The organism is Erwinia artemisiae (assembly GCF_051400835.1).
Taxonomy (GTDB): Bacteria; Pseudomonadota; Gammaproteobacteria; order Enterobacterales; family Enterobacteriaceae; genus Erwinia; species Erwinia aeris.
Map to the genome: position 1 here is coordinate 209154 of NZ_JBLFFM010000004.1, position 17943 is coordinate 227096.

At 56.3% G+C, this 17943-nt stretch carries 15 protein-coding genes, 1 tRNA gene and 1 pseudogene; 7 read left to right on the forward strand and 10 right to left on the reverse strand.

The genetic code is table 11. From position 1 onward, the window contains the following. Positions 1-550 precede the first annotated feature (550 nt). Positions 551-1624 (forward strand): acyltransferase family protein, encoded by a 1074-nt coding sequence (locus ACMGEE_RS11470; RefSeq protein ID WP_369895599.1) that lies wholly within the window; start codon positions 551-553, stop codon positions 1622-1624. 86 nt (positions 1625-1710) lie between these two features. Here ACMGEE_RS11470 and ACMGEE_RS11475 read toward each other — a convergent pair whose 3' ends face one another. Beyond that, positions 1711-2922: a sugar transporter gene (locus ACMGEE_RS11475; RefSeq protein ID WP_436830156.1), complete on the reverse strand. Its 1212-nt coding sequence runs from the start codon at positions 2920-2922 to the stop codon at positions 1711-1713. A gap of 469 nt (positions 2923-3391) precedes the next feature. Further along, positions 3392-4582 (reverse strand): macrolide family glycosyltransferase, encoded by a 1191-nt coding sequence (locus ACMGEE_RS11480; protein ID WP_253459873.1) that lies wholly within the window; start codon positions 4580-4582, stop codon positions 3392-3394. A gap of 230 nt (positions 4583-4812) precedes the next feature. Here ACMGEE_RS11480 and ACMGEE_RS11485 point away from each other — a divergent pair. Continuing rightward, a pseudogene (locus ACMGEE_RS11485) lies at positions 4813-4999 on the forward strand (IS3 family transposase); the annotation flags it as partial. A 124-nt stretch (positions 5000-5123) separates the two neighbouring features. Beyond that, the gene (locus ACMGEE_RS11490; protein WP_436830056.1) at positions 5124-5426 is read left to right on the forward strand and encodes a hypothetical protein; all 303 of its coding nucleotides are present in this window, start codon (positions 5124-5126) and stop codon (positions 5424-5426) included. Between the two features lie 436 nt (positions 5427-5862). Here the strand turns inward: ACMGEE_RS11490 and ACMGEE_RS11495 are convergent. The 3 genes from ACMGEE_RS11495 to ACMGEE_RS11505 all read right to left on the reverse strand — a co-directional run bounded on the left by ACMGEE_RS11495 (position 5863) and on the right by ACMGEE_RS11505 (position 8061). After that, positions 5863-5939: transfer RNA gene (locus ACMGEE_RS11495), tRNA-Pro, on the reverse strand. 133 nt (positions 5940-6072) lie between these two features. Next, positions 6073-7821 (reverse strand): LPS biosynthesis-modulating metalloenzyme YejM, encoded by a 1749-nt coding sequence (gene yejM / locus ACMGEE_RS11500; protein ID WP_436830057.1) that lies wholly within the window; start codon positions 7819-7821, stop codon positions 6073-6075. Between the two features lie 12 nt (positions 7822-7833). After that, positions 7834-8061: a YejL family protein gene (locus ACMGEE_RS11505; RefSeq protein WP_125288209.1), complete on the reverse strand. Its 228-nt coding sequence runs from the start codon at positions 8059-8061 to the stop codon at positions 7834-7836. A 156-nt stretch (positions 8062-8217) separates the two neighbouring features. Between ACMGEE_RS11505 and yejK the strand changes: the two genes are divergently transcribed. Next, positions 8218-9222 (forward strand): nucleoid-associated protein YejK, encoded by a 1005-nt coding sequence (gene yejK / locus ACMGEE_RS11510; protein WP_436830058.1) that lies wholly within the window; start codon positions 8218-8220, stop codon positions 9220-9222. A 91-nt stretch (positions 9223-9313) separates the two neighbouring features. Here the strand turns inward: yejK and rplY are convergent, their stop codons facing one another. Both rplY and radD read right to left on the reverse strand, forming a co-directional pair. After that, the gene (rplY, locus tag ACMGEE_RS11515; protein WP_125288207.1) at positions 9314-9598 is read right to left on the reverse strand and encodes a 50S ribosomal protein L25; all 285 of its coding nucleotides are present in this window, start codon (positions 9596-9598) and stop codon (positions 9314-9316) included. Positions 9599-9739: 141 nt separating this feature from the next. Continuing rightward, complete coding sequence (radD, locus tag ACMGEE_RS11520) at positions 9740-11494, reverse strand: DNA repair helicase RadD (protein ID WP_301251151.1); 1755 nt, start codon at positions 11492-11494, stop codon at positions 9740-9742. A gap of 165 nt (positions 11495-11659) precedes the next feature. Between radD and rsuA the strand changes: the two genes are divergently transcribed. The 3 genes from rsuA (at position 11660) to ACMGEE_RS11535 (ending at position 14234) form a co-directional block, all read left to right on the forward strand. Then, positions 11660-12373: a 16S rRNA pseudouridine(516) synthase RsuA gene (gene rsuA / locus ACMGEE_RS11525; protein ID WP_253459880.1), complete on the forward strand. Its 714-nt coding sequence runs from the start codon at positions 11660-11662 to the stop codon at positions 12371-12373. Positions 12374-12383: 10 nt separating this feature from the next. Then, positions 12384-13592, forward strand: coding sequence for a Bcr/CflA family multidrug efflux MFS transporter (locus tag ACMGEE_RS11530; protein WP_253459882.1), 1209 nt, complete (start codon positions 12384-12386; stop codon positions 13590-13592). A 309-nt stretch (positions 13593-13901) separates the two neighbouring features. Continuing rightward, positions 13902-14234: a YejG family protein gene (locus ACMGEE_RS11535; RefSeq protein ID WP_253459886.1), complete on the forward strand. Its 333-nt coding sequence runs from the start codon at positions 13902-13904 to the stop codon at positions 14232-14234. A gap of 8 nt (positions 14235-14242) precedes the next feature. On the opposite strand, the gene yejF is transcribed toward ACMGEE_RS11535, so the two are convergent. The 3 genes from yejF to ACMGEE_RS11550 are packed head-to-tail and all read right to left on the reverse strand — an operon-like array spanning position 14243 to position 17942. Beyond that, positions 14243-15826 (reverse strand): microcin C ABC transporter ATP-binding protein YejF, encoded by a 1584-nt coding sequence (gene yejF, locus ACMGEE_RS11540; RefSeq protein WP_436830059.1) that lies wholly within the window; start codon positions 15824-15826, stop codon positions 14243-14245. Continuing rightward, positions 15826-16851: a microcin C ABC transporter permease gene (locus tag ACMGEE_RS11545; RefSeq protein WP_253459891.1), complete on the reverse strand. Its 1026-nt coding sequence runs from the start codon at positions 16849-16851 to the stop codon at positions 15826-15828. Before ACMGEE_RS11545 ends, yejF begins: the two co-directional genes overlap by 1 nt. Next, a complete protein-coding gene (locus ACMGEE_RS11550) occupies positions 16851-17942 on the reverse strand; it encodes a microcin C ABC transporter permease YejB (protein WP_369895602.1) in 1092 nt (363 codons plus the stop codon). Before ACMGEE_RS11550 ends, ACMGEE_RS11545 begins: the two co-directional genes overlap by 1 nt. Position 17943: the final 1 nt, after the last annotated feature.

A 17943-nucleotide genomic window follows, 5' to 3' on the forward strand; every position in this document is an offset into this window, starting at 1 on the left:
ACCTGACACCTGACACCTGACACCTGACACCTGACACCTGACACCTGACACCTGACACCTGACACCTGACACCTGACACCTGACGCCTGACGCCTGAGCCTGAGCCCCGAAGGCTGTAAGTAATTATACGCGGCTGTATCAGGCTGTTGGCCAGTCAGCGCTGAACCACCATACCGCCTTGATCTGGCTGATATCTCAGTAAGCACTGGCTGGTACTTTCTGATAATAATTAATTAGCGCGATATTCAAGTGTGGAAAATGGTTACTTTCACTATCTGAATAAGCTGGGCGGTGGGCAAAAAGGCTGAATTGTAAACGTTTACAGACAGGCAAAGCTTTTTCAGAACTTTCCGGTAAGAGACGTCACCTTATGCTCGTTTTCGTTATACTTTGTAAGTTATTTAAAATTAAGGTGATTTTTTTTACAACCCTGCTTCTCTGGCGGCCAGCTTTTATGCCGCATCCTTTTCTAAGATTCCTCCCATGTGTGAAGTGTTGTTTATGAGTGCTATGTTGCCGCTTTTGTTGTTTTAGGCTATCAGAGGTCACCATGGAAACGCGAATAAAACACCTGGATGGAATGCGGGGACTAGCAATACTGCTGGTGATCGGCTTTCATGCCTGGGCCAGATGGCCTGAATACCTGGGGTACGTTTCGTTTACTAAGGATTTTCCTTTATTCGCCTGGGGCTATCTGGGCGTGCCGCTGTTCTTTATGATTTCCGGGTTCGTTATTTTTATGACCCTGGATAAATCAAAAAGCTTTATAAACTTTATGTTTAAGCGCTGGCTGCGGCTCTTCCCGGCCATGCTGATAGTGACGCTGCTGATCTTCGCTACGGCCAGCTTATTTAGCGAAAGACCGCTCGGCGTCCCGCATCCGGCCAATGCCATTCCGGGCCTGACTTTTATCAGTCCGGAGATACTCCAGTATTTGACCGGTGTGGCCTTTAAACCGCTGGAAGGATCGTTCTGGTCGCTTTACGTTGAAGCCGCGTTTTATATCTTTATCGGTGCCGTCTACTTTACGCTGGGCAGAAAATACTGCCTGCCTTCGCTGCTGGTGCCGATGTTTCTGGTGGCGGGCGCCTCCGCCTTCAAAATGATTGGTCATCCGGCCATTGCGGATTTTATCTCCAAGTTCGGCTTTATCCACTACTCATGGTTTATGATCGGTTGCCTGGTGTATGAGCGGCTGCATCAGCGCGACGCCAAATTCCATTACGCACTGGTGCTGGTGGCGGTGTTGATTAACTTCAGTTATTACATCAAAAACAATGGCTATATCGTTATTTTACCGCTGCTGCTGATGCTGGCGCTGTTTATCGTCAGCTTTTACAGCCGGCTTGTGGAACGACTGCTGTCAGGAAAGTTCCTGACGCTCACCGGCTTTATCAGCTACACCATCTATCTGCTGCATGAAAACATGCTGATCGCTACGTTAAGGAAGCTGGAGCGCCATATCAGCAGCGATTACGTGATGGTCTTTATGCCGATAGCGGTAGTCGCCGCGCTTTACCTGGTTGCCTGGCTGATCACTAAATACATTGAACCGGCCGTCAGAGATACGCTGAGGAACCTTATTCTGTTCCGAGGGAAAAAGAAGGCACTGCCCAACGGCTAAGCGCGAACGGGCAGGGCGGTTGCTGGCAGAGAGGGCACAGCGGCCGTAAAGCCGTAAAAAAGGGCGCAGATGACTGCGCCCTGAGTTTATTTCACTTCGGTAATCACGCTGCCTTCATGGGTAGACCGCTGCTCTTTGGTCTTGCGGAAGATCGCCACCGCCAGCACCAGCGCCGCGACGGCAGGTATAGCGCCGATATAGCCCACCGAGGACATGGAAAGATCCAGGCTAACCTTATTGCCCAGCAGCGCGCCCGCGCCGATGCCAATATTGAAAATACCGGAGAACATCGCCATAGCAACATCGGTGGCGTCCGGTGCCAGCGTCAGCACTTTCATCTGCATCCCCATGCCGATCATCATAAAGGCCATGCCCCAGAACAGCCCCAGCACAATCAGACCGGCCTTGCTGGCCGCTACCGACGCCAGCAGCAGCAGGCAGATCGACAGCAGTGCGATAGAGCCGGTCAGCAGCGGCGACAGGCGTTTTTCGCCGCTCTTGCCAAAAATAATGCTGCCGGTAATGCCCGCAATGCCGAAAATCAGCAGCAGAAGCGTGGCGAAGCTTTGGTCAAATCCGGCTACTTTCTCGACAAAAGGTTCAATGTAGGTAAACGCGGTAAAGTGCGCGGTCACCACGGCGACGGCCAGCACGTAAAGGCCCACCAGCGCAGGGCGGCGCAGCAGGTCCGGCAGGCTTTTCAGCGAACCGGTATGCTCCGACGGCACGCGCGGCATAATTTTTAAAATCAGACCCAGCAGCACTAAAGCCCCGACGCCAATGGCCAGGAAGGTGCTGCGCCAGCCGAATGCCTGACCGATAATTCTGCCCAACGGCAGGCCCAGCACGGAAGCCAGCGCGGTAGCGGTCGCAATCAGGCTCAGCGCCTGCGCTCTTTTACCCGGCGGGGCCAGCCTGACCGCCAGCGATGCGGTGATAGACCAGAACAGCGCATGGGCCAGCGCTACGCCCGCGCGGCTCAGCAGCAGCACGTCGAAACTCCAGGCGAAAAAGGCCAATACATGGCTAAAGGTAAACAGGCCAAAGATCGCAATCAGCAGCACGCGCCGATCGGTATTGCTGGTCATCAGCATTAGCGGCAGCGACATTAGCGCCACAATCCACGCATAGATGGTCAGCATAATGCCCGCCTGCGCCGATTCCATGCCGAAGCTATGGCCGATATCGGACAGCAGGCCAACAGGCATATATTCCGTGGTATTAAAGATAAACGCAGCAACAGCCAAAGCCAGAACGCGTGACCAGGCAACTTTGCGTGAAACGGTAACGGTGTTCATATCAGTCATAGGCTTCTGCTCCGCAAAACTCAAAACGCGTCATTCTAGAGCCGGCCGCATAAAATTCAATCCGAAAGTGATCGTCATCACACTTTTTACATAGTTTGAAGGTTTAGAAAAGGCTATATCCTGCGGCGACGTCGCTGGCCAAAAGACCTGGGGCGTTATCTGCGGGCAGGCAACAGCATGCGGTCACGCGTAGATGTTCAGCAAAGGAGGAAACAGATAAGGTTAAAGAGAGGCGCTAACGGGGGGGCCGAGGACAGTCTTGGTTACGCTGCGTTTACCACCTCGTTGATATCAGCCGCACGCTTTTGGCTTTTCCCTTCTGGTCATTTTCAGCCCCTGAATGCATTTGCGATAAAACAGCCCTGTGAGGGGCTTTGATCTATCTATAAAAGCCTGACGTCTGCCCATCAGTTCAGGCCGTCAGACCGTTGCGGGCCATCACCAGCGGTTTAAAAGCCAGTCAGGCGGCGTGTTGACCTGCTGCCATGATCCGATCGAACACGTCTACGGCAGCGCTGGCACCGCCTGCCTGAGAGATTTCTTGCTGTAAGACGGCCAGGTTTCTCTGACAGGCCGGATCGGCGCTTATCTCCTGCGATGCCATAAGCAGACTGGCTGCAGAAAGGGTTTCCCGAGGCAAATATTTTCCTATGCCCAGCGCCTGAATCCGCCGGGCATTGAGGCGTTGTTCGGCCTGCTGCGGTACGGCTATCATCGGCACCCCGAAATAAACGGCCTCCATCAGGCTGTTCATTCCGGCATGGGTGATAAACAGGCTTGCCGCCTGTAGCACATCAAGCTGGGGTATCTGACGGTGAATTTCAATATTGGCGGGCAGCTCTCCCAGCTGGGCAGAATCGACATAGCGGCCAATAGCCATTACGACATGCCACTCGCTATTGGTGAAAGCCTGAATGCAGGTGCGGAAAAAGGCGGTCTGATGCGTATAAACCGAACCCAGCGAGATGACGACAACCGGCCGTCCTGCTGTTTTTAGTCGCCAGCCAGGCTGCGCGGCCAGTGGCCTGATTTCGGGCCCGACAAAGGTTACGCCAGGGGGAATAGTGTCTGGTTTTTCCTGAAAAGAGCGCGGAATAAAGGCAATGGCAGTATCGCGGGCAGCCAGGATGGCACGAAGATCCACGTTCAAATTATTGTCGTGCAGCATTTTTTCCAGAATCGGTATGCAGGGCCACTCTTCGCCCGACAGGCCCAGCCACTCCTCGGACTGCCCCTGATAGCTGACGTGGGTAGGATTAAGGCTGATGGCCGGAACTTGCCAAAGATGGGCGAATATCTTGCCCAGCCAGCTAAGCGGGCCGTAGGCGATAATGTCGGGCCGGTCGTTCTCAAAGGCCGCCAGCAAAGGGCGACAGGTCGCCTGTGCTTCCCGTGCCAGCTCGCGGACAACGTAGCCCATCTCCTCTGGTCGTGGCTGCTCTTTAGTAAAAGTGGGTTCAAACAGAACCGGCGTGGCGCCGCAGGAAGCGACAAGAGAGGAAAACTCTGGCGAGGTGGTATAGCTGACCCTGTAGCCCCGCGCGACCAGTGCCTTGACCAGCCCCAGGGTCGGGTTGACGTGTCCTTGTTCAGCGCAGTTAAAAATGGCCACGTGCCGTTGGGTATTCTTGCCGCTTATATTCACCGTCATAGTCAGTTTTCCTGAAAGAATGAGAGTTAAAACCGCTTTAGTTTTCCCTGTGCCCGGTCACTGCTGTAACCGCCCGTATAGCTGGCCATTGCTATCAGTCACGTTGGCTCAGGGATTCTCAAAGATATCATTCAGTTAATGAAATTAATATGTCAGGATTTTCTCATAACAAAGAGTGCCGCCGGGCTAACAGCCTTGCACCGGGTATGAGCTGGCATGACAATATTTGGAATAATGTGGTGGCCGAGTCGTTCTTCGATTTACTGAAAAAAGAGCGTATAAGAAAAGGATCTACAAAACTCGCGATCTGGCCCGCGCCGATCTCTTCGATTACATTGAAGTGTTCTGAAATCAGGCCCGGTATCACAGCCATCCCGGGGCATCTGTTCGGAGGCCTTCGGACGGGCCTCAGCGTGAGGACAGGATCTGTCTATTGTTGAGAGGGCCGCGCGGATCTTAGTTTCTGTTGGATAGCTTTTGCCGTGTGTGGTATTGCTGGCTTTGCTGCTTCTCATCTTGTCAGAGAGTGGATGGATAAAAAATGAAAAAACTTTTACTTATAGTCGCTATTTCCATGAATATAGTTAACTTTGCCTGTGCATCTCCTACGCCCAATCATCCCGTTCCTGCTGGTAAGGTTGCGCAGTGGAAAGGGTATGATGTCATTGTTAAGAGGGACAGCTTAGGGATTGTCACTGTAGACGGAAAACCAGCGGCTGTAGATGAAATCACAGAGAAGGCTACAGCCTATCAGCAAGGGCTGTTTAGTGTGATTATCTATAAGAGCGGTAAAGTCGCTCTGATGAAGCAAGGGCAGTTTGTAGGATATTTGAAGAGAAACTGACCAGGAAGGGACTGATGAGCGAGGCATTTGGAAAAATGTACATCATACGAGGACAGGCTTATCAAGCGCTCTGTACTATCCTGATCCCAAAATGAGTCCCTGACTGACAGACACAGTAGTGATGCCTTTGCCAGGCCATACTACTGTGGATTGACCGTAAATAAGCCTTACTTTTGTGCATTACGATGCAAATAAATCCTTACAGCGTGGCGATGAGTGTACAGATAGTGACTATTAACGAAACGACTTACACCTGTCAGGAGCAGTTCGTTGCCCGGTCGGACAGAGTTGTGAGCCTCTCCAGGCCGATCTTAAAAAATCCATTTGTATACGTTAAATCCCGCTACCTACAGGCAACAAAAAACCCGCAAGCTCAAAGAGAATGCGGGTTCTTGCGGGGTTTCCATCAGTAACCGGTACTGACAGAGTATGTATTTGGTCGGCACGAGAGGATTTGAACCTCCGACCCCCGACACCCCATGACGGTGCGCTACCAGGCTGCGCTACGTGCCGACGCGTGAGCTAATAGTACGCAAATTCGCTACGATTGCAAGCGGCTAACACGTTGACTGCTATGAAAATAGCCAACGTTGCCGTCTGGTTTACGCAGAGCAGGGCGCGGGAAATAATCTTTAAAACCCGCGCCTCAGTTAGCGATAAAGCGTTTCTCTTCCGTCAGCACCTGCAACAGCAGCGTCAGCTGCGGCTTGTGATCTTTCAACCGCTGGCCCTGAGCATCCCAGGCGGTATAGCTGCCGTTGCTGTTCAGCTCCAGCGTCAGGTTCGGCGTAGTCACCACCAGCTGGCCGTCATGCATACTGGTTATCCAGTTATGGCTGCGGCGCACGGCAAACAGATCTTCGCCCTGCGAATAATCAGAAGCTGGCGTACGCACGTGCAGCAGCCGCTGCATCAGCGTAGTCATAATATCCTGATGGCTGGTCAGCTTATCAATCTGCTGCGATGGCGTATTCGGCCAGTGGATCACCAGCGGCACCTGTAGGTTTGCACGGTTGCCCATATCGTCATCGTCGTTCAACGCCACGCCGTGCTGCGCCGTGATCACCACCACCGTATTATCCAGCAGGCCTTTCTCCTGTAACGTGGCGAGCACGTTCTGGATTTGCCCATCCACCTCTGCCGCACTGCGCGCGTAGCGCCGTGCCGCTTCTTTCGCCACGCCAGCGTTTTTGCCGCCGGACAAAGAAAGATAGGAGAACCAGGGGGCGCTTTTCGCTTTCTGCGTCTCCAGCCAGCGTTGCCACTGCGCAACGGTTTGTGCATCGGACTGGCTTTCTGAAGTGGGCAGCGAATAGTCCGCCAGCAGCGCCTGACGATAGAGCGGCGAGGCAAAGCCGTCGCTGGCAAACAGGCCAAACTGGTAACCCTGTTTCGCCAGCGCATCCGTCAGCGCCGAAGGCACGCGCGAAGAGAGCACGCCGTCCATATAGCCTGCCGAAATACCGTAAAAGAGGCCGAACAGACCGCTGTCGGCCTGGCTGCCCGCGCTGAAATGCTGCGTAAAACGCACGTTGTCCTGAGCGAACCGGGCCAGATGCGGCAGCTGTTTCGGCATCGTGGCCTCGTTCAGGCCGTCCACGGTGACGATCAGCAGATTGCTGCGGGCGCCGCCATCGCGGAAAGTAATATCGTTCAGCGGATAGGCGACCGAAAGCGCCTCCGGATTACCCTGCTGCACCAGCCTGCGCTGATACTCCTGCGCATCCAGCAGGCCATGGCGTTCCAGAAAGCGGCGGGCCGTCATCGGATAAGAGAGCGGCAGGTTGGAACGCTGCATGGTGACAGGGCGATAGAAATTCGCATCGGCCCAGATATACATCAAATGGCTGGCAAAGAACGTGACGATAAACAGCACGGCCAGCGGCTTGCCAAAGCTGCGGCGATTCAGGCTGCGCAGCTTTTGCCAGCTCCAGGTAGCGAACAGCATCTCGACCAGGAAAATAGCCGGTACGCTGATAAACATCAGCTGCCAGTCACGTGCCATTTCGCTTTGATCGGGATTGACCACCAGCTCCCAGACGACCGGGTTAAGGTGCAGGTGGAAGCGGGCGAACACCGCGCTGTCAATAAGCAGCAGCGTCAGCCCGGTGGTAGCGATGATGGCGGAAAGAAAGCGCAGCAGTCTTTGCGACATCACCACAAACGTCAGGGGAAAAACAATCAGCAGATAGGCGGCGAAAACAATAAAGCTAAAATGGCCTGTCCAGCTGGTAAACGCATAGATACGCCCGACCAGCGAGGCAGGCCAGTCGGCAACAATCAGATAGCGACTACCCAGGATAAGGGCAAAGATAATGTTAAACAGGGCGAACCAGTGCCCCCAGCCAATCATCTGGGAGACTTTATCACGGTAGCGCGGCTGACTTGTTACCATAGCGGGATCACATCAGTGTGCTTTATCTTCACGTACCGAAGCCTGAAGCGCCTCGGCAAATGAACGCGCAAGCGCGCGGCGTTGCTCCGGAGCAACGCTGGTGTTCAGCAGGTTAGTCACCATATTGCCCAGCACCATCAAAGAGAGATCGGTGGGCGCCTTGTCTTTTTCAAGCACGTTGACCATTTCGGCGAGGAGTTTTTCCACGCGGTCGTCGCTGTAACGGGATGATTGTGGCATAGCGTCAAATTTATCGAGTATTAAAAGGCGGCATCTTACCGTAAAAGCGCGATTCTTTCTGCAATTTTATCATGTGGAAAAGGTTAATGTTGTTGCCTGTTGATCCCGACCACGCTCGGTGATTGAATACGCGCTTAAGTTTAAAGGAGAGTTTACATGAGTCTGGATATCGAGCAGATTGCCCTTCATCAGATGATTAAGCGTGACGAGCAGACGCTGGAGCTGGTGCTGCGGGAGTCGCTGCTGCCGGCCACTGGCCCGGTTACGGCGATGATGGAGGAGCTGCATCGCGTCTACAGCGCCAAAAGCAAGGCTTACGGCCTGTTTAATGAAGAGAGCGAGCTGGCCGACGCGCTGCGCAACTGCCGGAAGGGCCAGGATGATTTTCTGGCCTTCAGCCGCGCGGCGACCGGACGTTTACGCGACGAACTCGCTAAGTATCCCTTTGCGGACGGCGGCGTCGTGCTGTTTGCCCACTATCGCTATCTGGCGGTGGAGTATTTGCTGGTTGCGGTGCTGAACAGCCAGAACAGCATGCGCGTTAACGAAGAGCTGGATATCAGCACCACGCACTATCTGGATATCAACCATGCGGATATCGTGGCGCGTATCGATCTGACCGAATGGGAAACCAATCCGGAATCAACTCGCTACCTGACCTTCCTGCGTGGCAGAGTAGGGCGCAAGGTCGCCGACTTCTTTATGGATTTCCTTGGTGCCAGCGTGGGCCTGGATACCAAAGCGCAAAACCGTGGTCTGCTCCAGGCGGTGGACGACTACTGTGCCGAGGCGGCGCTGGATAAAAACGAGCGTCAGAACTATCGCCAGCAGGTTTACAGCTACTGTAACGAACAGCTGCAGTCGGGCGAAGAGATTGAGCTGGAAGGCCTGTCGAAAGAGCTGGCGCCGCTGGGCGAAAAAACCTTTCAGGATTTCACCCAGGAGCAGGGCTACGAGCTGGAAGAGAGCTTCCCGGCGGATCGCAGCACGCTGCGCCAGCTGACGAAGCTCGCCGGCAGCGGCGGCGGGCTGACCATTAACTTTGACGCCATGCTGCTGGGCGAGCGCATTTTCTGGGATCCGGCTACCGATACGCTGACCATCAAAGGCACGCCGCCTAATCTGCGCGACCAGTTACAGCGTCGCAGCGGCGGCAAATAAGCGCAGCGGCAGGGATGCCCGCTGCTGACAAACGCCCATAAAAAAACGCCGCATTAAGCGGCGTTTTCTTCACACAGAGATCGGTCGGCGATTAAGCGCGAACGAAGTCGATGTGGTGCAGTTTTGGCTTGAACGGGTGACGCTGTACAGCCTGCACTTTTACTTTAGTTTCTTTACCGTCAACAACCAGAGTCAGCACGTCGGTGTAGAACTCAGGCTTAACCTGCATGTTCATCACGTAGTCGTGATCCAGTTCGATAGCTACAGCTGCTTCGTTACCGCCATAGATGATGGCCGGGAATTTGTTAGCTGTACGCAGGCGGCGGCTCGCACCCTTACCCTGCTCTTTACGTTCTTCTGCATTGATAGTGAACATTGTTCAGTCTCTTTCTAAGTAATTATCCTGCTACAGGCGACCCAGCAACAGGTTGGATTGTTCAGCTTTCGCCAGCGGCAAAAGCGGGGCGCATTGTAGCAGGCAAGGCCGGTGCGGGCAACGCATTAAACACCGTGTGCCCTAACGGATCTCATTAGCGCGTCGAAAACGGCCCTGATAATCGAACACTTTTTCACGGATCTGCCAGAAATTGCGCTGTTTGCGGGCCACCACAAAATCGGGATGGCGTAGCAGCGGCTGCATCGCTACGATATCCGCCGCGTTTTCCCAGCCGAGCGGCACGCCGGGCGCTCGCTGATGCGGTCGCATAAACAGCTGCTCGAAGGCTTTGCGCTGCGCGGGCGTGCTCAGGCGGAAGCGCTCGCTCACTTCGGTTGCTTCCTCATCGAAATAGCGCGCCTTCAGCCACTCGCCTTTCTCATCGCGACCGTTTTCCAGCACCATCGCAGCGCAGCGCAGCACCAGCGCATCCTTCAGCTTTAGCGCCGCTTTCAGCATATCGTCGGGATCGACCAGCACCGCGTCACACTGATGGCAGCGGCGGGCGGCGATATCGTTCTCGGCGTTGCAGTGCGGGCAGCTTTTAAAGCGGAAGCGGAAGTCGCACTGCTCGCGCTCGCCGTCGTCGTCTTCCATCACGCCCTGACAACGGCGGCCAAAGTGCTCAATAATGGTGCCGTCGGCGGTGGTTTTGCCCCAGAACGTATTGGCAAAGCCGCAGGCCGGGCAGAAAACCTGCACCGGTTTATTGTCGCTTTTGCCCTTGGGCGCGCCCACTTCCGGCGTAAAGATATCGTGCGGATTACCCGCGTAGTCCAGGATCAGGCAGTCGGTTTTGCCAGGGCACAGCCGCAGCCCGCGTCCGACAATCTGCTGATACAGGCTGACCGATTCCGTAGGGCGGAGGATGGCGATAAGATCGACGTGCGGCGCGTCAAAGCCGGTAGTCAAGACCGCCACGTTAACCATGTAGCGCAGCTCGCGCGCTTTAAAGGCGGTAATAAGGGCATCGCGCTCGGCGGCGGGCGTGGTGGCGCTGATCAGCGCCTTGCTGTCGGGCAGCAGTCCCAGCACCTCTTTGGCATGCTCGACCGTGGCGGCAAAAATCATCACGCCCTGGCGATCCTGCGCAAACTCAACGATCTGCTGAATAATATGCGGCGTAATGCGCTGTTGCTGCTTCAGCTCCAGGTTGAGATCCGCCTCGCTGAACAGGCCGTTTTCCCTGGCGGTCAGGCGGCTGAAATCGTACTGCACCACCGGCATATCCAGCCTTTCCGGCGGCACCAGAAAGCCGTGTTTGATCATATAGCGCAGCGGCAGCTCGTAGATGCAGTCGCGAAACAGCGCCCGCTCGTCGCCGCGCACCATGCCGTGATAGTGGAACTGGTAGATCCAGCCCTTGCCCAGGCGATAGGGCGTGGCGGTCAGGCCCAGCAGGCGCAGCTGCGGATTGCGCTGGCGCAGATGGTTGAGGATCTGCTGGTACTGGCTGTCTTCGGCGTCGCCGATGCGGTGACACTCATCCACAATCAGCAGCGAAAACTCGCTGTCGAACTGCGCCAGATTGCGGGCCACCGACTGTACGCTGCCGAACACCACCTTGCTGCGGCTCTCTTTCTTTTGCAGACCGGCGGCAAAGATATCGGCCTGCAGGCCGTAAGCCTGATATTTGCTGTGGTTCTGCGCCACCAGCTCTTTGACGTGCGCCAGTACCAGCACGCGTCCGCGCGCCAGCCGTGCCAGTTCGGCGATCACCAGGCTTTTGCCCGCGCCGGTCGGCAGGACAATCACGGCAGGCTGGTGAGAGCGACGGAAGTAGCTGAGCGTGGCGTCAACGGCTTCCTGTTGGTAGGGGCGCAGGGTAAAGGACATGATTAAATCCGCGAGCAAAGCCGCATTATGCCACGAAAGTCCGCTCCGTGCGCGCGCGCCTCTGTGCCTGAGCCGCAACTCCCGATATACTTCTGCTGTTACTCTCTTCTGACGTTCCCTACAGGAACGGTGAATTCATTCATTGAAACAGGCAGTGCAGATTTAATGCGACTTGATAAATTTTTATCTCAGCAACTGGAAGTCAGCCGGGCGATTGCCGCTCGCGAGCTGCGCGCGCGTAAGGTGACGGTTGATGGGGAAGTGGTGCGCGAAGGGTCTTTTAAGCTCAGCCCGGAAAGCGAAGTGGAATATGACGGCAATCCGTTACGGCTGCAGATCGGCCCGCGCTATTTTATGCTGAACAAGCCGCAGGGCTACGTCTGCTCCACCGACGATCCGGATCACCCAACGGTGCTCTATTTTCTGGAAGAGCCCACCGCGTATAAACTGCACGCGGCAGGGCGGCTTGATATCGACACCACCGGCCTGGTGCTGATGACCGATGATGGCCAGTGGTCGCACCGCATCACCTCGCCGCGCCATCACTGTGAAAAAACCTACCTGGTGACGCTGGAAAACGCGCTGGCCGAGGATACGGCGGAGCAGTTCGCCGCAGGCGTGCAGCTGCATAACGAAAAAGACCTCACTAAGCCAGCCAGCCTGGAAGTCATCAGTGAAAATCAGGTGCGGCTGACCATCAGCGAAGGGCGCTATCACCAGGTAAAACGGATGTTCGCTGCGGTGGGTAACCACGTGGTGGCGCTGCATCGCGAGCGTATTGGCGATATCGTGCTCGATGAGGAACTGGAGCCGGGCGAGTATCGCGCCCTGACGGCGGAAGAGATCGCCAGCGTGAGACTGCCCGCAGAATTAAAATAAGGAAACAGGGATGCGTAAGGAAAAGAACTCGTCGGCGGGACTGGTCGTTATTCTTGGCCTGCTGGCTATGCTAATGCCGTTGTCGATCGACATGTATTTGCCTGCGCTTCCGCAAATCGCCCGCGAATTTGGCGTGTCGGCCGGCAGCGTGCAGATGACGCTGAACCTCTATATCCTGGGCTTTGCGCTGGGGCAGTTAATCTACGGCCCGCTGGCCGACAGCTTTGGCCGCAAGCCGGTGATAGCCGTGGGCACGCTGATTTTCGCCGTCGCGGCGGCGGCCTGCGCGCTGGCGCAAACCATCGATCAGCTGATCTTTATGCGTTTGCTGCACGGCCTGTCGGCGGCGGCGGGCAGCGTGGTGATCAGCGCCCTGATGCGCGACAGCTACTCGAAAGAGGAGTTCTCGCGCATGATGTCCTTTGTCATGCTGGTCACCACCATCGCGCCGCTGCTGGCGCCTATCCTGGGCGGTTGGATGCTGCTGCTGTGGAACTGGCACGCCATCTTCTGGGCTATCTCGCTGGCCGCCGTGGTCACCACGCTGCTGGTGGTCACGCAGATCAAAGAGACGCTGCCGCACGATAAGCGGCAAAAATTCAATATGCGCACCACGCTGCGCAACTTTCTGTCGCTGTTTCGCCACAAGCGCGTGTTCAGCTATATGATGGCCAGCGGCTTTTCCTTTGCCGGGATGTTCTCTTTCCTTAACGCCGGCCCCTTTGTCTATATCGAGCTGAACCATATTTCGCCGCAGGATTTTGGTTACTACTTTGCGCTGAACGTGGTTTTCCTGTTCCTGATGACGCTGCTGAACAGCCGCTGCGTGCGCCGCTTCGGCCCGCTGGCGATGTTCCGTCTGGGGCTGCTGATCCAGTTTACGATGGGCATCTGGCTGGTGGTGGTCAGCGCACTGAACCTCGGTTTCCTGCCGCTGGTGTTTGGCGTGGCAATGTTTATCGGCTGCGTGGCGATGGTTTCTTCTAACGCCATGGCGGTGATCCTGGAAGAGTTTCCGCATATGGCGGGCACCGCTTCCTCGCTGGCGGGCACGCTGCGCTTTGGCGTGGGCGCGCTGGTCGGGGCGCTGCTCTCCACCATGACCTTTACCAGCGCCTGGCCGATGGTTGGCTCCATTTTTATCTGCGCCGCGTTTTCCGTGCTGCTGTTTATCTACGCCACGCGCCCGCGTAAAAGCCGTCAGCGCAGCTTGCCATAACATTGACGCCCGTATCCGCGTAACAGCCTGACCCGCTTAATCCTCGCCAAAACGGGAAGCCTTGCTTCCCGGCTTTTCTGAAGCTTTGCTTCCCGGCTTTTCTGCTGATACACGCTATAATGTTGCCTTATTGTAAAAATAACTAAGCTTAAATTACTTTTGTGCAACAAAATTGATTGTTATTACGGCGCCGACGCGGTAAAAATGAGAACAAAATCACGAACTGGCGGTACTAAGCCCTCGCAGATGGGGTATGTCCACGACCAGAAACAGGCAGAAATGATGATGGCTACGGGCTGGGGAGTAGGGGTGAACAGATTACAACATTCGGTGGTGCATCGCCTGCCGCAAAGCTATCGCTGGGGAGCCGGAAAGCGGCTGGAGCCGCGTGCGCTCAGTGGTACAGAGGCGGAGGATGACCTGGTAGGCCTGAGCCTGCTCAGTCATCAGGGCGTACAGGCCTGGGATATCATGCAGATGCTGAAAGAGGCGCTGGCGGAAATTCAGCTCGACTGCGCCGTGGTCGAGTGGGAAGGCGAGCCGTGCCTGTTCGTGGCGCGTAATGATGAATGCGCCACTACCTGCCGCCTGAAAAACTTTGGCGTCGGCATTGCTGAAGCCTTTAAAAATATACCTGCCTGAGCCCGGCCTCAGGCAAGCGCAATTAGCTCCTGCGTATAGCGCGCTTTCGGCGCGGTAAAAATAGTTTCGCAATCGCCTTGCTCCACGACTTCTCCCTGGCGCAGCACCACCACCTGGTGGCACAGCGATCTGACTACGCGCAGGTCGTGGCTGATAAAAATATAGGCCAGCTGACGATCCCGCTGGAGCTTTTTCAGCAGCGCCAGGATCTGTTTTTGTACGGAACGATCCAGTGAAGAGGTTGGTTCATCCAGCACGATCAGCTGCGGCTGAAGGATCAGCGCGCGCGCGATGGCGATGCGCTGCCGCTGTCCGCCAGAAAACTCCGATGGATAACGATGACGGGTTTCGGCATCCAGTCCCACTTCCTGCATAGCCTGGATCACCAGCGCCTCGCGCTGTTCCGCGTTCAGTTCAGGCTGGTGCACCTGCAAGCCTTCCGCAATGATCTGCTGCACGTTCAGCCGGGGATTGAGCGCAGAATTCGGATCCTGAAAAACCACCTGCATTTCCCGGCGTACCGGCAGCATTTGCCTGCGATCCCACTGGTGCAGCGGTCTGTCGCCCAGCCAGATTTCGCCTTTGGCCTCGATTAGCCGCAGCAGCGCCAGGCCGGTGGTGCTTTTGCCCGAGCCGGATTCCCCTACCAGCCCCAGGCTTTCGCCCGGACGTAGCTCAAAACTCAGCGACTTCAGCGCCTGATGCGCACCCACTACGCGGCGCATCAGACCCTTTTTCAGGGAAAAAGCGACGCTGAGGTTGCTGACCTTCAGCAGCGGTGGCGCCGCGCTGTCGACAGGATCGGGGCTGCCTTCCGGCTCCGCATCCAGCAGCGTGCGGGTATAGGGATGTTCGGGCGCGCTGAACAGCTGGCGACTGGTATTGCGCTCCACGCCCCGGCCGTTACGCATTACCAGTACGTTGTCGGCCAGCTGCCGCACAATATTCAGGTTGTGGGTGATAAACAGCAGGCCCATATTCATCTCCTGCTTCAGCTCCTTCAGCAGAACCAGGATCTGCGCCTGCACGGTAACGTCCAGCGCGGTGGTCGGCTCATCGGCAATCAGCAGCTGAGGCCGCGTCAGCAGCGCCATTGCAATCATTACCCGCTGCCGTTCGCCGCCGGAAAGCTGATGCGGAAAATCGCCCATTCGCCTGGCGGGCTGCCGAATGCCCACCCGATCCAGACAGCTAAGGATCTCGGCCTTCGCCGCCGCCGCGCGCATGCCACGGTGCAGCGATAACACCTCATACAGCTGTTTTTCAATGCTGTGCAGCGGATTCAGCGACACCATCGGCTCCTGAAAAATCATCGCCATACGGTTGCCGCGCAGGCCGCGCAGCGTGCGCTCATCGGCCTTCAGTACATCCTGACCGGCGAACAGAATTTCGCCCTGCGGATAGACCACCGGCGGCGTGGGCAGCAGGCGCATCATCGACAGGGCGGTCACGCTTTTGCCCGAGCCGGATTCGCCCACCAGCGCCAGCGTCTCGCCCGCTGCGACGCTCAGCGACAAATTATCGACAACCTGACGCTCAACGCCGGCCTGGCGAAAGGCAATGCTTAAGTTTTTGACGGTCAGCAACGACATCAGTGCACCTTACTGGGATCGAAGGCGTCACGAACCGCCTCACCGATAAAGATCAACAGCGACAGCAGGATCGCCAGCGAGAAAAAGGCCGCCATGCCGAGCCAGGGCGCCTGAAGGTTATTTTTGCCCTGTAGCAGCAGCTCGCCCAGCGAAGGCGACCCCATCGGCAGCCCGAAGCCGAGGAAATCCAGCGAGGTCAGCGTGGTAATAGAGCCGCACAGAATAAAGGGCAAATAGGTCAGCGTCGCCACCATCGCATTCGGCAGCATATGGCGCAGCATAATAGTCCGGTCGCCGACGCCCAGCGCCTGCGCGGCGCGAATATAGTCAAAGTTGCGCGCGCGTAAGAATTCAGCGCGCACCACGCCGACCAGCTGCATCCAGCCAAACAGCACGTTAATGGCCAGCAGCCACCAGAAGCCGGGCTGCACCACGCTCGACAACAAAATAATCAGAAACAGCGTGGGCATCCCCGACCAGACTTCGATAAAGCGCTGGCCCCACAAATCTACCCGCCCGCCATAATAACCCTGACAGGCGCCGACGATGATGCCGACTACGCTGGACATCAGCGTCAGCATCAGGCCAAACAGCAGCGAAATACGCGTGCCGTAGAGGATCCTTGCCAGCACGTCGCCGCCGTTAGCATCGGTGCCCAGCCAGTTTTGCAGCGAGGGTGGCGAAGGGAAGGGGACGCTGGAGGCGAAATTGATGGTGCCATCGCCAAATTTGATCGGCGCCCAGATGGCCCAGCCTTCCTTATCCAGGCGGGATTTCAGCCACGGATCCTGATAGTCGGCTTTGGTCGCCAGCTGGCCGCCAAAATCGGTTTCGCTGTAGTCCACCAGCAGCGGAAAATAGAAGCGATGATCGTAGCGCACCAGCAGCGGCTTATCGTTAGCCAGCAGCTCGGAGCCAAGGCAGAGCACAAACAGAACGGCAAAAATCCACAGCGACCAGTAGCCACGACGGTTATGTCGAAAACGCTGCCAGCGCGCGTGATTAACGGGGCTTAATCGGCTCATCAGCGACCTTCAAAATCAATGCGCGGATCGACCAGCGTATAGGTGATATCGCTGAGGATATTCAGCAGCAGGCCGATCAGGGTGAAAATGTAAAGCGTGCCGAACATAACCGGATAGTCACGCTGAATGGTGGCGTCGTAGCCCAGCAGGCCCAGCCCGTTCAGAGAGAACATCACCTCAATCAGCAGCGATCCGGTAAAGAACATGCTGATAAAGGTGGCCGGGAAACCGGCGATCACCAGCAGCATGGCGTTGCGGAAAACGTGACGGTAGAGAATTTTGCTCTCGTCCAGCCCTTTGGCCCGCGCCGTGACCACGTACTGCTTGCGGATTTCATCAAGAAACGAGTTTTTGGTCAGCATAGTCAGCGTGGCGAAGCCGCCGATCACCGTCGCCAGCACCGGCAGGGTAATATGCCAGAGATAGTCCGTGATTTTGCCGTACCAGGGCAGCGAGTCGAACTGCGCCGACACCAGCCCGCGCAGCGGAAACCAGTCCAGATAGCTGCCGCCTGCAAACAGCACGATCAGCAGCGTGGCGAACAGGAACGAGGGAATGGCGTAGCCGATGATAATCAGCGAGCTGCTCCAGATATCGAAGGCGCTGCCGTTATGCACGGCTTTGCGGATGCCAAGCGGGATAGAGACCAGATAGATAATCAGCGTGCTCCACAGCCCCAGCGAGACGGAAACCGGCAGGCTCTCTTTAATCAGCTGCACAACCGAGCTGCTGCGAAACAGGCTATCGCCAAAATCGAAGCGCACATAGTTCCACAGCATATCCAGGTAGCGCTGATACATCGGCTTGTCGAAACCGTAACGTTTGGTGATTTCCGCCACCACTTCCGGATCCAGCCCGCGCGACCCGCGATACTGGCTGTCACCGGGCTGAGCGTTCAGCGCGCTGCGTCCCTGCGCCTGCGGCGTATTGCCGGCGCCCGGCATTCCGGTAGTCTGGCCGAATTCGATATTGGCCAGCGCCTGATCGACCGGGCCGCCCGGCGCAATCTGCACGATAAAAAAGTTAATCGTAATAATCGCCCACAGCGTGGGAATGATTAATAGAAGTCTGCGTAGCAAATAGGCGCCCAAA

Coding starts and splice junctions, on each gene's coding strand:
- yejF (WP_436830059.1), bottom strand. CDS start 15,826: ATGTCGTTGCTGACCGTCAAAAACTTAAGCATTGCCTTTCGCCAGGCC.
- radD (WP_301251151.1), bottom strand. CDS start 11,494: ATGTCCTTTACCCTGCGCCCCTACCAACAGGAAGCCGTTGACGCCACG.
- ACMGEE_RS11490 (WP_436830056.1), top strand. CDS start 5,124: ATGAAAAAACTTTTACTTATAGTCGCTATTTCCATGAATATAGTTAAC.
- ACMGEE_RS11470 (WP_369895599.1), top strand. CDS start 551: ATGGAAACGCGAATAAAACACCTGGATGGAATGCGGGGACTAGCAATA.
- ACMGEE_RS11480 (WP_253459873.1), bottom strand. CDS start 4,582: ATGACGGTGAATATAAGCGGCAAGAATACCCAACGGCACGTGGCCATT.
- yejK (WP_436830058.1), top strand. CDS start 8,218: ATGAGTCTGGATATCGAGCAGATTGCCCTTCATCAGATGATTAAGCGT.
- yejM (WP_436830057.1), bottom strand. CDS start 7,821: ATGGTAACAAGTCAGCCGCGCTACCGTGATAAAGTCTCCCAGATGATT.
- rplY (WP_125288207.1), bottom strand. CDS start 9,598: ATGTTCACTATCAATGCAGAAGAACGTAAAGAGCAGGGTAAGGGTGCG.
- rsuA (WP_253459880.1), top strand. CDS start 11,660: ATGCGACTTGATAAATTTTTATCTCAGCAACTGGAAGTCAGCCGGGCG.
- ACMGEE_RS11530 (WP_253459882.1), top strand. CDS start 12,384: ATGCGTAAGGAAAAGAACTCGTCGGCGGGACTGGTCGTTATTCTTGGC.
- ACMGEE_RS11505 (WP_125288209.1), bottom strand. CDS start 8,061: ATGCCACAATCATCCCGTTACAGCGACGACCGCGTGGAAAAACTCCTC.
- ACMGEE_RS11545 (WP_253459891.1), bottom strand. CDS start 16,851: ATGAGCCGATTAAGCCCCGTTAATCACGCGCGCTGGCAGCGTTTTCGA.
- ACMGEE_RS11475 (WP_436830156.1), bottom strand. CDS start 2,922: ATGAACACCGTTACCGTTTCACGCAAAGTTGCCTGGTCACGCGTTCTG.